Annotated in this window: 6 protein-coding genes; 3 read left to right on the top strand and 3 right to left on the bottom strand. The window is 57.3% G+C overall.

Annotated elements, in window-relative coordinates:
• Positions 1–326: 326 nt before the first annotated feature.
• From AMUC_RS06875 to purN, 3 genes are all read right to left on the bottom strand, one after another.
• Positions 327–9,374, bottom strand: a complete 9,048-nt coding sequence (locus AMUC_RS06875) for an autotransporter-associated beta strand repeat-containing protein (protein WP_012420323.1) — start codon at positions 9,372–9,374, stop codon at positions 327–329.
• Between the two features lie 307 nt (positions 9,375–9,681).
• Positions 9,682–10,515 (bottom strand): FKBP-type peptidyl-prolyl cis-trans isomerase N-terminal domain-containing protein, encoded by an 834-nt coding sequence (locus AMUC_RS06870; protein WP_012420322.1) that lies wholly within the window; start codon positions 10,513–10,515, stop codon positions 9,682–9,684.
• 138 nt (positions 10,516–10,653) lie between these two features.
• A complete protein-coding gene (purN, locus tag AMUC_RS06865; protein ID WP_012420321.1) occupies positions 10,654–11,241 on the bottom strand; it encodes a phosphoribosylglycinamide formyltransferase in 588 nt (195 codons plus the stop codon).
• 81 nt (positions 11,242–11,322) lie between these two features.
• Here purN and AMUC_RS06860 point away from each other — a divergent pair, with 81 nt between their 5' ends.
• From AMUC_RS06860 to AMUC_RS06850, 3 genes are read left to right on the top strand one after another with little or no spacing between them, the layout of a single operon-like run.
• A complete protein-coding gene (locus AMUC_RS06860; RefSeq protein WP_012420320.1) occupies positions 11,323–12,432 on the top strand; it encodes an aminopeptidase in 1,110 nt (369 codons plus the stop codon).
• Positions 12,429–13,280 carry a phosphodiesterase YaeI gene (gene yaeI, locus AMUC_RS06855; RefSeq protein WP_012420319.1) on the top strand — a complete coding sequence of 284 codons (852 nt, stop codon included), beginning with the start codon at positions 12,429–12,431 and terminating at the stop codon, positions 13,278–13,280. The genes AMUC_RS06860 and yaeI overlap by 4 nt, the downstream gene beginning before the upstream one ends.
• Before the next feature lie 18 nt (positions 13,281–13,298).
• Positions 13,299–15,026, top strand: coding sequence for a cation:proton antiporter (locus tag AMUC_RS06850; protein WP_012420318.1), 1,728 nt, complete (start codon positions 13,299–13,301; stop codon positions 15,024–15,026).
• Positions 15,027–15,030: the final 4 nt, after the last annotated feature.

Genomic DNA, 15,030 nt, shown 5'->3' with positions numbered 1-15,030 from the left:
ATAAAAAAGGCCCTATTGCTCGCGTTCCGTTCTTTTCCGGCTCCGGACAGCGGAGAGGGCTTCCGGAAACATTTGGCGCGTTTTTACAGATTTGAGGAGAGGATGAGGCGTTTCACGGGAGGGGACGAGGGGAAAAAGGGCCATGGCTTCCGTGGGGACGGCGCATTCTTTTTTCTTGCCGCTGTTTTGTTTTTGGCCCATCCGGGCCGCCCCAAGGGGCTTTCCTCAGGCAACAGAGCCGCTCCGAAGTTGTTCCGGAGCGGCTCTGGAGGGTCAGGAGGAAGGCCTTTCGGGGGTGGGGCCCCCTCCTTGTGTTTTCTTTCTTGTTAGAAGTCGTAGCGGTAGCCGACGCTTCCGTTCAGTGCGCTGGACCCGTCACGGATGTCCGCGTTCCCGTTCACGTAGATGGTTCCCTTCGTTCCTACAGGCACGCTCAGTCCGGCTCCCAGCTGCAGCGCCGTCGTTCCCTCTTTCGCCCCCCTCACGCTTTGCGCAAAGCCGGGGTTGCCCAGCAGAGAGACGTTCGTTTCCCCTCTCCGGTCTCCCAGGTCCTGCGCCGCGTTTACTCGGATTTCCGCCAGCGCTTCTCGTCCGAAGATGTTGCTGCCCACCAGGCCCATCCACCGGCCGCCCAGCGCCAGCGTCCCCGTCGTCCAGTCCTGCCTGCCGACGTTCAGGCCCGCGTTGCCCGCACCCGTTTCCTCATAGCCGTCCATCCGCGTCGTCACCACCGAGGCGTTGAACAGCGGCTGCAGCACGCTGCTGCGGTTTTCGTTGAGGTATACGTCGTAGGTGAGTTCATACATCGCTCCAAAGCCCCACCCGCTGGTGCTTCCCTGCGTCCCGTAGCTTCCTTCCCCATAGTTGACCGTACGGTTGAGTTTCGCGTCGTTCCACCCTCCCGTCAGGATGAGCGTGTGCGCCCAGCGCCTGTCCTGGTAGCGGCCGAAGAGGCTGGCGTAGTAGCTGTCCAGGTGCCCGTCGGCGCTGTCCGCCGCGCCGGCCGTCAGGTCGCCGTAGCCGGCCGTGAAGGCCGCTCCCACCGTGAGGCGGTCGCTGAGGTCCGCGTCCATGCCTACCGTGCCTCCCCAGGTGGTGAGCTGGTAGCCGCTTTCATCCCCGCGGGTGTCGAGCTTGGCGTAGGAGCCCGTGCCTTCCATCCACATGTGGAAGCGGGGGAGGTCGTCGTTGACGTAGGCCGGGTTGACGCCCATGAGGGTGGTCCGGTTCCTGATCCAGCCCATCTGGTCGCGCAGGGCGTCCCTCTGTGCCGTCCCCAGCGCGTTGACCGTGCTCCCAGCCACTGCTGCCATGGTGCGTTTCGCTTCCGAGGGGTTGGAAGACGTCAGGGCTCCTACGGCGTCATCCACCTTCTTGAGGATGGAATCCGCAGCAAGATCGCCGGGCAGGTTCCAGAGAAGTTCTGCTCCGGCCCTGGAATTAAACGTATCCGCAAGGCGGGCATATTTATTGTCCTTGGAAGCCGTGGCCATCAGAACAAGGTTGCCGTTTTCCATCACCAGGTACGCATCATTTTCAAATTTCTTGAAAGCGGAGGAGGAGGGATCCAGCAGGATAGCCAGCCTGTCGCTTCCTCCCAGATCAATGGTGCCATCCGCGTGCATGAGCGTATAACTTCCGTCTGCGTCCAGAGTCAGTTCATTCCCGCCAGTAGAACTGAGAGTTATTTCCGCGCCCTGGCTGATGCTGATATTTCCGGTCACGCTGATAATGGGGCCAGCGTAGTCCGTGTTGAAGGTAAGGTTCGTACTGGAACCGTCTCCCAGCGTCAAGCTGCTGAGGGTCAGCGCCGTATTGGCTCTCGGGTTGTCTACCGTCCCACCCATCCGGATATTGAGAAGGCCCGTGCTGTTAACTGCCCAGCTGCTGCCGGCAGCGGTCATGACGTTTTCAAACGTCTGCCCGGCATTGCCGGAAATATTAAGCTGCCCGCGTCCCTCCAGCGTACCGCTGAAAACGGAACCGCCGCCCGAATTACCGGTATTGACGGTCAAAACGCCTCCTGCGCTCTTCAGTGTTCCCTCTCCGCCGATTCCGGAAACGGTGCTGCCGGATGTCGAACCGAGGTCGAGCGTTCCCGTGGAATCGTCATCTTTTGCCAGATCAAGAAGAACACCGCCCTGAAGGGAGGCTGTTCCGGAAATTTCCAGCGTATCACGGAGGGTCAGCGTTCCGCTGCCCTGGATGGTGCTGGAGGAAAGATTGCTGGCGCCGTTGACGGAAAGGGAGGCTCCGCTGCCGATGTTCAGGGCTGCGCCTTCGCCGCTGTCCGTCAAATCACCCATGACGGTATTCCGGTTGATGTCCAGAACACTCCCTTCCTCTGCGCCGGCAAGTTCCACATGATTAAAGCTGTTCCCTTCACCGTTAAGAGCGAGGGAACCGCCTTCCACACGCAGGGTGTCCGTCACAAAAGAACCGTTGACTGTCAGATTGCCCGTGTTTTGCTTGACGAAGGTGACTCCGTTTTCCCCGACAATGCTTCCGCCCATGATGGAATCCGCACCGGCGTAATCATCAGGAGCAGGCAATCCCGTTTCCAGACGTTCGTTGTTGAGGATGACAACAGCGTTGCCTCCGTCCGCACTGGTGTTTTCCACTTTCAGCGTGCTTCCCGTAGCGCCCAGCAGGTTGTTGATGACCGCGCCGTCCCCGTCGGAATCGCCGGGTGCGCCGGCCAACTGAACGGTAAGCGTCTTGTCCTGGGAAATCACCACGCCGGAGTACATCCCCAGCGTGCCGTAGTTGGTGACGGTATCAGGATCGGAAGTAGAGGAATCATCCACCATATAAAGCCCGCTGACCTGCCCGCTGAGCACCAGGCTTCCTCCATCGGTGCCCGTCACGCGGATACCGTAATTGGAAAGAATCTTGCTGAACTGGATATCGCCAAGGTTTTCGCATTCCAGCGTTCCGGTCGTCAGGGTGAGCCAGCTTTCCGCACCGGCTTCCTTATGGGCGACGAGCGTGTTCACAATGGCGTCAATGTCCAGATTGACTGTGGCGGGATTGTTGATGACAAGCCTGCCGTCTCCCTGGTCAATGATGGCCGCCCCGGCCGCATCCTGGTTGATGTTATCCGCTCTCAAGGTAAGATTCAATGTTTCCGTGGCTCCCGCCCCCACCGTAATATCTCCGGAAACGTTGGTAAGCCAGCCTCCGGCAGCCAGCGTAATGCCCTTGAGCATGCTGCCGTCAGTCCCCCCCAAATTGACAGAAGCTGCTGAGTCCACGACAATGGCTGCCGTGGCGCCTTCCGCCCGCGTCATGGCGGAGGTCAGCGCGCCATTGACGATTTTCAGCGTTCCCGCTCCATTCAGCACGGTTCCGGCCCACTGGCCGGCCTTGTCTTCCGTACCAAGCTGGACTACGGCTCCGGCATTTGTAATGCCGAGCGCTCCCGTAGCGGTATTGGCCTGATCCAGAATCAGAGTGCCCGTGCCTGCGTGCGTCAGGCTGGAGTTGCCCTGCACCAGAGCGTTCAACACCAGTTCCGTATTGTTGTAGTTGACGTTGTATTGTGCGGCCAGCCCGGTATCCGAGGAACCCGTGTTACCTCCCAGAATAGCGCCGTCTCCAAAAACGGAATTCCCTTCACCCGTGGCGCAAACCCCGCCGGAACCGAAGTTCCAGGCCTGGCGATTGTTGTTGGCGGAAGTCTCATTGGTGGACAGGGTCCCCGAGAAGTCCTTGAGGGATCCCGTGAGGACATTGTTCATCCGAACGTTCGCAGCCATGGCCCACGTACCCGAACCGGAAAGGTTTCCGGAGAAAGTGTATGTGGCGCCGGAGGAGCCGTTCTGCATCGCACCGTGGGTTGCGCCGATTTCAAAATTGGCCGCCGTCGTACCCGCGGAAAAATGGAAGCCCTTGCCGTCGATGAAAACGGTACCGCCTCCCAGCGTATTTCCTGCCCCAAAGGCTACCCAGTTGGCATTGGTATTCATATTCACCCCGTTGCCGACCAGTTCCAGGCGGCCAGTAAAGTTGGTATTGCCCGTATTGGAGATATTGACCAGTCCCGCAGTATCCGCAGTCCCGATAGTGACGGTGCCCGCCCCATTGAGCTGGGCATGCAGGTTGACGGTTCCGCCGGAAAGAGCAAGGGAAGCGCCTTCACTGACGCGAACAATAGTAGCATTGTTCGGATTTACGCCGATAGTCGCACCGCCCGTGAAAGCGAGCGTGCCCTCTTCCACAGTAAGGTGGGCCAGGGTATTCCCTGCGTATCCAAGGGCCAGCGTGCCCGCTCCCGTTTTGGTCAGGGTAGTGCCGGCCCCCATGACATCGGCTGACAAGCCGGCCCAGGAAACGGTATCCCCGGCGCCAAGCACGGAAACGTTCAGGAAACCTCCGTCTCCGACGTTGACACGGCTGGAAATGTCATACCCTGTCGCATCCTCACCGGCAACGGAATCCGCATAGGCCAGCGTCCCCCCGTTGAATATAATATCCCCTTCCGTTCCCAGCGCTCCGTCAGCGCCAATGGTAAGGGTACCGCCATTGAGTATCGTCCCTCCGGTATAGGTATTGGCCAGGTTTAAGGCAACTTCAGCCGTACCGTTCACGGTAAGCGTGGTGGGAGCTGTGGAATCCGCAATAGCCCCCTCGCTGTCAGGATCGCTGACCAACGTGTAAGCGCCGCTGTTGAAAACAACGCTCTTGGGAGTTACAATGCCGGAAACCTTGACTTCACCCGCTTCCGCGGAGGAGAAGTAAATTTCCTGATTATCCAGCGTATCCGCCCCCGTCAGCCTCGTCGTCCAGCCGTCAACACTGGTGTTGATCCACTTCCGGTCCGTTCCTCCGTTCCAGACAAAACCATTGTCCCCGCTGACGTCAGCAACCTTCAGCACAAGCTGGTTATTTTCCACCACCACGGAATATTCGAACCCTTCCCTGGTGATGTCGGGCGTCCATGTGAAGGAATCCGTCGTCAGGCTTCCATCCGCAGCCCACTGGGCCAGGACATAGTTAGATGCCTCCAATTCACCATAATTATTGATAGTCAGCACACAGAACGAATCCGTAAGAGCCAGGGACCCGGCCGTGATATTGATGACAGGCTCATTCGCCACCACGCCCGTCATGTCAAAAGTGAGGGTAGCGCCGCTATTCAGCGTCAGAGCAGAAGCCGTCGTCATTCTGGCGCCCGCACCCATGGAAATGCTGCCCAGGGCCATGGCATTCGTATTCGTAAACGCCAGCGTTCCGGCCTGGACATTAGTCAGGCCCGTATAGGTATTCTGCCCGGAAAGGGTCAAGGTGCCTAAGCCGGTTTTCGTCAGGCCGCCCGCTCCGGAAAAGACGCCTCCGAGGGTGATGCCGGTGGAAGCCTGGTCATGGTAGGACTTGGTTTCCGCATCATACTGGCGGGTATCAACCGTCACATTTCCAGTAAGGGACATATTGTAGGCGGAAGACCAGCCTTCCGCCGCCGTCGTCCCCAGCGTCCCGGAGTTCATGTTCAGGGCAATCGTATTGGTATTTCCGGATGCCGTCATGCCGCCTGAACCGAGAAGCAGGGAACCGCCATTCAGATTAATGGTGGCGCCCTTGGCGCTTACTCCATCCCAGTTCTGCCCCAAATCCAGCGTCTGGGCCAGCACCATGCCGCCCGAACCAATATTCATGACGCCTTTTCCGTCACGGGCAATCCGCAGCGTGCCGGTAATGTTCATCACGGCGTCCCGGCTGATGTTGAGCGTGGTTGTTCCATTGTACTCGTAGCGGCCGATGAAGCTTCCCGCCGTCACGGAAGCGCCGGCCCCCAGCGTCCAGGTACATGCCGTGCCGTTGGTTGCCAGCACCCTGTACTCTCCTGTAATATCAACATTTCCATTAAGGACATTCGTTCCTACCGCGGATATCAGCGTACCGGCCCCGGTAATCGTATTTCCATAGGTTCCGGCGGAAAGGGTCAGCGTGGTATTGGCTCCCAGCTCATACCTGACTCCAGTCAGGGCGGCCGTTGTCGTTCCGGAGGCGTTCCCGCTCAATTTCAGCGTGCCTGAGGAATTGACGTTCAAACGTGTTCCCAACCCGTTCCACGTCCCCGTGGTCAGTTCCAGAACGGAATCTCCCTGCAACAGGACCGTGCTGGTGCCCAGCGCTCCGGCATTGCCGACAACGAGTTTGCTGCCATCGCCAAGAACGGTATCCCCGGCATAGGAGTTGGCGTTGTTCATGGTCAGGGAAGCTCCATCCAGCAGGTTCAGCGTCGTATCCCCGGTAATGGAACCGTCACCCGTAAAAATGAAATCCGTACCGGAAACATTGATTCTGCCTGGAGCGACATTCCCCGCAATCGTCACATTTTTATCCACGCCATCGCCATTGGAGAAATATACGGTCTCCCCGTCGGCATAAGCTGACGGTGTCCCGTCAAGGCTCCAGGAAGTATTCGAGCTTTCCGTATTCCAAGTGCCGCTCTTCCACCTCAACAAACCTTCCTTGTCACTCAAATTGACGTAAAGAGTGCCGTTGCTGACGGAAAACGTTCCATTGTACAACTCCGCAGCAGCTCCGCCCAAAGTAAAGAAAGAACTTTCCGTCAACCCTGCTCCGGAAAGCAAGGCATAACTAATCCCCGTTTCCAGGGAAGACAGCCCCAGCCGTACTTCCGTAGCCTCACTGCCGCTGATGGAGTTGACGGTCAGGGCCGCCGTCTCCGAATCAAGAGAACTGAAGCTCAGGGTGCCGCCGTTTAACGTCAACCCGGCGGATAAAGTAGCCGTTCCTCCGGAAATTCCCGTGGAGCCCAGCGTGGAACCGGCATTCAGCACATACCCGTCCGCGGACGTAACGTTCACAGTAAGACCGCCTCCGATCAGCAAAGCCCCCTGCCCGATAACGCTGGAATCCTTCACCGTCAAACCGCCTTCCCTCAATTCCACTGTTCCGGTAAAGCCGGGGACGGCTGCCGTTTCTCCTTCGGCAGGAACCGGGGCCTGGGCTGTTCCGTTAAGAACCAGAACCCCGTCGCCAACCTTCACGAGCTTACCGTCTCCCTTCAGCCCGTTGGAGAAAGTCACAGTACGCCCCGTGGCATGGTCATTGGCATCCAGCGTGTCAAGGATAGTCCCATTCACCGTGCCCAGAAGTTCTATATAAGATGCCGTGAAATCCGGATTATAGCTTATACCCCAGTTGGACAAAGCCCCCAGAGTGCCTTCTCCCAGTTTGATAACGGCCGCTCCCGCCACATTGGCAATGCCCGAAGAACCTATGTTCACCCTGGCATCCCCGGACGTTGCGCCGCCCAACAGGAAACTGCCCCGGAATGAACCGCTTCCGGAAGCCCAAAAGTCCATTCCCTGCAAATTGGCCGTTCCGGACGCGGCATTGAAAATGCCAGTGCCATCCCAGGACAGATGCATCGAGGACTGCAATGCAGTCAAAGAACCGCCCCTCAAATTAAGTTCCCCTGAATAAGCCCAGTGAGCCAGCAGGAAACTGGCGCTTGTGCTATGGGTATTATTGCTGCCGGTGACAGTCAGAGAGGAACCCTGGTTCACATTAAGCACCCCATGCCCCAGCTCGGCAAGCCGGACCTGGCCTGCCGTAGTCACATTGCCGGAATCAAGATCAAGAGCACCATATAAGGAATTGTCATACCCACCGCCGGCCCCGACCCACAGTTTATTAACTTCCAATTCATTATCGGCCATATGAACCCTGCCGTAATAATGGGCTACCTTGAACGATTCCGCCTGGATATTTCCCGTAAACGTCACCGTGGAACCGGTCTGGGCGCCAGATACGATATTCCCGGCGTATGTGATATTCCCTGCTACGGTCGGATTGCTGGTCCCGTTAAAGGTCAGCGTATCTCCAGTCGAGACGCTCTCGCCGCCCACCAGGTTCCAGAGATACGTGTTGCTGTCGGAAACATTCTGCGCATAGACATTCAAGCTGCCCTCCGCGATTACCGTTTGCCCCGCTCCGATGGATGTCCCCGCATCGGAACCGAACACCATGGTAGAACCCGCCATCATATGCAGGCTGGCTCCGCCAAGCATCCATGATCCCGACTGGGAAGAAGCCCCCAGTCTCAAGGCTCCATAAACGTAAAGATTCTGAAGGGCCGAACCCTCCAGCAAATTGACGCTTCCTGCAGAAGAAGCCTCCGTTTTCATGTAAACCATGAGGGAAGAATTTTCCCCTCCCGTCACCAGGCTTTCAAAACCGGAAAAACGGTGATCCCCGTCACCCAACGTCAGGGACGAGCCGTTGCTTAAAACCGTTTCCTGGGCAAAAAGAGTGGCGCCTTCCCCGGGAAGGAGCGTATAATCCGTCTCAAATGTCATGGAGGAGACATTGAGCCCTCCGGAGAAATTGACTGTTTTGGAGCCTTCTGCCGCTGTGAAGATAACGGCATCCCCATTCAGGAAGGAAGTATCCGTCTTGGTTCCGTCACCCTGCTTGTACCAGCCCGTTCCCGTATTGCTCCATGTCCCGTTGGAATTCCACACCAGAGTTTCTGCATCATACCCTTCCCCCTTGTACTGCACGGACATGCCGGAACCGTTGGAAACAAGCAGGAAATTACCCGCCCCCAGCTGGCCGGCGGAATCAACCCTCGTCAATGCCTCATAAGCATCATCCCCGGTTTGCTTCCAAATACGCAGGGAATCCAGGGATGCCCCCAAATCAGCCCCTGTAGACATGAAATAGCGTGTGATCAGGGCGTCGTCAACCATCTCGCGATTGGTGACCGCAAGCCCTTCCATGGCGCTGGCAACCACTACCTCCACATTCCATGTTTTGGCGTTCTTGGTAATTGTGGTGGTGTTTGACAGGTTGATCATTCCGTCAAGCCCAATGTGCCAGTAATGATTATCGGCACCGGTACCATTGTCAAAATTGAGATTCCCTCCCGGAGTAGTCATGTTCAGAGTGCCGTCCACATAGATATTGGCATGCCCCTCTGGCTCCATATTTTTGAGCTGGGTACCGAAAGAAGTGGTAAGGGAGGAACCCTTTTCCACGTAAACATTGCCGCCCCATTGTCCAAGCCCCACAGACACACTTCCGTTCCCCGTAACGGAAATACCGCCTCCGTCCGAGGTATTGGGAGGCGTTCCCGTAACCGTCACATCCACGCCATTAAAAATCAAATGCGGACCCTTATTGTCCACGCGGGACGGCGCCGAGCCTCCCTCCCAGTTGCCTGCCGTCCCCACAGCGTCGCCTTCCCCAGCCCCCGTCCATGTAAAATCAGGACCGCCAAAATCGGGGATCTGCCAGAAATCCGCCGAGGTTGCAGCATGGGAATAAGAGTAAATGCCGGAGAAGGAAACCAGGGAAGCGAGAAGGGCGGAACGCAAGGACGGAGGGAGATGAAGTCTCATATTGATCAAAGATATTGTGACCAGTAATACCCGGATTTATAATCCGTTGGCAAGTCTATTTTCAGAAATGACTCACATTAAATAAATAATGGAAAATAATAAACTCCACCTGTCCAGCATATCCGCCTACATATCCAGAGAAGCAAAACCATCACTCTTTCATTACAAGTAAAATACATAGATTAAGAAAAGAAGCAGGATTATAAATTCCCAGTCTGCCCATTCGCTTTCCTGATGAAAGCGGTACGGATAGAAACAAAAAGGCCGCTCCCTCCCGGGAACGGCCCTGACTTGAATTATTTTTTCCTTACTGCTGCTGGGCGCCGCTCTGCTTAAGCATCTCCTGAAGTTGTTCCGGAGAAATGCTCATGGGGCCTCCCTGGGGAGCAGGGGCTTCCGAAATGCCGTCCAGTTCCAGATCAAAGATGAGCGGGGAATTGGGTTCAATCGGAGCGCCGGGAGTGTTTTCCCCGTAAGCCAGCTCGGAAGGAATGTAGACAATCCATTTGGAGCCGACGGGCATCGTGGTCAGCGCTTCGGCAAAACCGGGGATGACCTGGAGAGGAAGTTCCACGGACTTGCCCTTGGTGTCGTCAAACACGGTGCCGTCCAGCAGCGTGCCCTTGTACTTCACCTTGAACATGGGGTTCTTGAACTTCTTTTCATCAAATTTTTCTTCGCCGCCCTTGTTCACAACCTTGTACTGGAGGCCGGACTTCGTTGTGGTGACGCCTTCTTTTTTGCCGTTTTCCTCCATGAATTTCCTGCTGGCCTCCAAATTGGCCTTGGCCTTGGCGGAAATGCGTTCGTCAATTTGCTTCTGGAACGCATCCAGGGCGGGTTTCAGCTGTTCCTGGTCCTTGGCGGGCTTGCGGACCATGCCGTCCTTGATGCCCTGCAGGAAGGATTCCTGGTCCAGGTCGTCAAAGGTCAGGGTAGGAATGGAACCAAGTTGCTGACCGCTCTGGAAACCCAGAAAATAGCCCAGGTCCTTTTTCATCTGTTCGGGAGACACAGTAATTTCTTTCTCTTGTTTGGGTTGGTCGGCTGCCGGAGCTTCGGCGGCCTTTTCTTGCGCGCCTGCCACACCCGCCAGAAGAGCGGAAGCGGCAAACAGGGCGATGGAAGGTTTCATCTTCATGGTATTTTTATCCTTTCTTTGAAAAGAGGACTCCTTTTTAACGGATTCCGTTCATATCACAAGACAAGAGAATCGGTCATCCTGTCATCCTCTCCCGGCAGGAGGCCGGATTGCTTTCCGGTCAGAAGGAGAATCAGGTCATGCCAGCGTTTCCAGAACGCGGGCGATCATGGCGGGATAAAGGGTATGCTCCTGCTCCTGAATGCGGGCGTGAAGGCTTTCCGGCGTATCCCCCGGCAGCACGGGCACGCGAGCCTGGCCCAGGATGGGGCCGGTATCCATTCCGTCATCCACATAATGGACGGTGCAGCCGCTCTCCGCAGCTCCGGCGTTCACAGCCTGCTCCCAGGCATGAAGCCCCGGGAAGGCTGGAAGAAGGGAAGGGTGGATATTCAGGATGCGGGAAGGAAATTCCTTCAGCAGCGGAAGTTTCACCAAGCGCATGAATCCCGCCAGGCACACGCAGTCCACGCCGTATTGCTTCAGGCGCGCGGCAACGGATGCCTGGGATTCCTCCGGAAATCTGGTTTTAAATCCCCCGCAGTCAATAACCTCCGCCGGAATGCCCCAGGAACGGGCGCGTTCCAGAATATAGGCGTCCGGATTGTCAGACATCACCACGGCGATTTCCGCCCGGAGAGAACCGGACTGGATGGCATCATAAATGGACTGGCAATTGGAACCGGAACCGGAACCGAGTATTCCTAACTTGGGCAATCTGGACATCCGGGGGATAAAACCACAGTTTTTTGCCCGTGGCAAGTCTCCGGCTTGACAAAAAGGCTGCCGTATTTGCCTAATAAAGGCATGAGAGACCCCCGTTTTCAGGCCCTTGCAGCCCAGCTTGCAGGGTATTCCACAGCCCTGCGCCCCGGAGACAGGGTTCTGCTGGAACTGACGGATATTCCGGAGGAAATGGGAATAGCCCTCATCCGGGAGGCGAGGAATGCGGGAGCAATACCCTTTCTGCGCCTGAACCAGTCCCGCCTGAACCGGGAAATGCTCTCAGGAGCAACGGAAGAACAATACGGCATCATCGGCCGCCACCGCCTGGCGGAAATGGAGGACATGGACGCCTACATTGAAATACGCGGCGGGGGGAACGCCTTTGAACTGTCCTCCGTTCCACAGGAAAATATGGCCGCCGCCATGAAAGCCCTGAACCCCGTCTCCCAGCGGCGCATCCGCCATACGCGCTGGTGCGGGCTTCGCTGGCCGTCCGGGGGAATGGCCCAGCAGGCGGCCATGAGCACGGAAGAGTTTGAGGATTTCTATTTCCGCACCTGCCTGATGGATTACGCCGCCCTGCGTCCCGCCATGCGAAAGCTGGCCGCCATGATGGAAAAGGCTGAATATGTGAAAATTACCGGGCCGGGAACGGACATTTCCTTTTCCATCAAAGGGCTGCCTGCCATCCCGTGCGCAGGGGAATGCAATCTGCCCGACGGAGAAGTATTCACCGCCCCCGTCATCGACAGCGCCAACGGCCACATTTCCTTCAATACGCCCAGCCTGTTCCAGGGAATCCCCTTTGACAACATCCGCCTGACGCTGAAAAACGGACTGGTCGTGCATGCGGAAGCGGGAGATAAAACAGGGGAGCTCAACGCCATTCTTGACACAGACCCCGGCGCGCGGAGGCTGGGAGAATTCGCCTTCGGCGTCAATCCGGCCATCACACGCCCCATGCGCAACATCCTGTTTGACGAAAAAATTTCCGGCTCCTTCCACTTGACGCCGGGGCAGGCCTACCACGTGGCGGACAACGGCAACCAGTCCCGCATCCACTGGGACATGGTATGCATCCAGACGGAAGCGGCCGGGGGCGGAGATATTTACCTGGACGGGAAGCTGGTGCGCCGCAACGGATTATTCACCCTGCCGGAACTGGCCATTCTCAACCCCTCCCTATCATGACCACCCACCCTTTCTCCAAAAAGCGTTCCCAGCTTCGCAAGCTCCTGTATGCGGCCGCGGCTGTCATTCTGCTGGGGTCCCTACTGGCCTCCTACATGCATTGGGAAGCCAATCATCTGGAATTTAATGAAAACACGGCCCCTGCCGGATGTGTACCCGACCTTTCCGGCCTTCGTATCCTGGTATTGTCGGATATCCACACCAATCTGCCTCTGCTGGAAAAAGCGGCAACAATAGCGGAACAGGCCAGACCGGACATGATCGTATTTCTGGGAGATCTGTACACGGATTTTCTGCGGGTCACTCATGCAGGCGACTACATCACCCAGATGAAACGCCTCTCCTCCGTCGCCCCGGCCTACGCATGTCTGGGCAACCATGACATGGCCCTTGCGGACAATGTGGAACGCGTCCTGAAGGAAGGGGGCTTCACACTGCTCAGGAATTCCGCCGCCTTCGTCTCCATCCCCAGGCTGGGAAATGTGGAATTCAAACTGGTGGGGCTGGGAGACCTGCGGGAGGGTGACTTTTTCCCGGACCGGTGCATGAGCCCGCGCGAATTGGAGGAAAACTCGCCCATGCCAACCATCGTCCTGAGCCACAACCCCAAAGGAAGGGAATTGCTGGGAAATTACCGCTGGGACCTGATGCTCTCCGGCCATACGCATGGAGGCCAAATCAAACTGCCTTTCTTTTCCACCCCGCTATTGGCGTCGGAAGGGGAAACCATGTACTCCGGGTTCCATCCTTATGAGGACAAGCAGGTATTCGTCACCCGCGGCATAGGCTATATAGGGCCGGGCCGCTTCAACTGCCCGCCGGAAATCAACCTCATAACCATTCCCTAACTTCCCGACCTGACCGCCATGGTTCTCTCTCTGCTGGCCTCCGGAGGTCCTAATGACGCGCCTCCATTCTTCATTCTGCTTACTGTCGTCTTCATGGGAATCATCGCGATTGCCCTCATTCTGGCCCACTTCCGGCAGTCCCTGCTGGCGGGCTACTTCATCTGCGGGGTAATTTTGGCCAACTGCGGCATTCTGGACCACATCCCCAATTCCGACGTCAGCATCCAGGCTCTTTCCGAGGTAGGAATTATCCTGCTCATGTTCACGCTGGGGCTTGAATTTTCCGTCGATGAACTCAAGCACCTGCGGAAAACCGCTCTGGTCGGCGGAGGTATTCAGATGTTCATCTGCACTGCGGCTTTCGGCCTGGGGCTTCATTACGCCACAGGCATGGACATGAGCCACTCCCTGACGGTCGGGGCCATTATGGGACTATCCTCCACGGCGGTGGCGCTGAAATCCTTCCAGGAATTCGGCCTGAGCGGAACCTCCGGGGCAAAAATGGCGGTGGGAATTGCCCTGTTCCAGGACATCGCCGCCATCATGCTGGTGGCAATCATGCCGCAGATCTTCACCGCCGCGCCCGACTCATGGGAAACAGCGCTCAACATCGGCATGGCCGTGCTGCGGGGGCTTGTCTTTCTGGGAGCCGCCTGGCTGATCGGCCGCTACCTGCTTCCGCGCATCATGCTGGCCGTCGCCCGGACCAAAAGCCGGGAACTCTTCACCCTGATGGTGTTCGCCATCTGTTCGGGAATTGCCATGCTCGCCAGTCTGCTGGGCCTGAGCATCGCCCTGGGCGCTTTCACCGCCGGCCTCTTCGTCAGCAGCTCTTATTACAGCCACCGGGTTCTTAGCGAAGTGCTCCCCTTCAAGGACCTTTTCCTGACCATCTTCTTCGTTTCCGCCGGGCTGTTGATTGACATTGATGGACTGTGGGAACACATCGGCCAGGTGGCAACCTTCGCCTCCTTTGTCCTCGCGATCAAATTCGTAGCCTGCCTTACAGCCGCAAGCTTCCTGAAAATTCCCGGGCGCATGGGCATCATGGCCTCCACCGCACTCACCAATGTGGGGGAATTTTCCCTGGTGCTCATCCCTTTCATGCAGGAAATATCCCCCATCCCGGCGCTGGTGACCACCAACGTTTACGCCATTGCCGCCGTCTCCATGGGCATGACTCCGCTGCTGATGAAGGCGGCACGGAAACTTACCCCGCTGCTGGTGCGCATTCCCGGGTTGAAAACAAAACGGGAACGCCTCAACGTGGAAACCCTGATCACACGCATGGAAGGCATCAGGAACCATGCCATCATTTGCGGCTACGGCCCCGTAGGCAGGAGGCTTCATGAAAGCCTGTCCCAGTACGGCATCCCCTGCATCATTATCGACCTGAATGCGGACACCGTCAAATCCCTGCTCAACGGCGGCCATCTGGCCTTTCTGGGAGACATCCAGCACCAAATCACCATGGACCTGGCGGGCGTCCGTACCGCGCGGCTGATTGCCTTCACATTCCCGGACCCTGCCCCGGCCCTGTCCACCTACATGCAGATCAAGGGAGCCAATGCGGACATCACGGTGATTGCCCGCGCCAAATTCCGTTCGGAAGTGGCTTCCCTGCATCACGCGGGCATCGCCAACGTCATCCATGATGAAATGGAAACGGGCGCCGCCGCCGTGCGCCTGGCGAAACAGAGTTTTGATATCATTGAACCGTCGGACGCGCCATCTCTGTCCCATTAAGCAA

Origin of the sequence: Akkermansia muciniphila ATCC BAA-835 (genome assembly GCF_000020225.1) — a bacterium.
Lineage (GTDB): Bacteria > Verrucomicrobiota > Verrucomicrobiia > Verrucomicrobiales > Akkermansiaceae > Akkermansia > Akkermansia muciniphila.
This window is presented reverse-complemented; position numbering and strand designations above follow the sequence as displayed.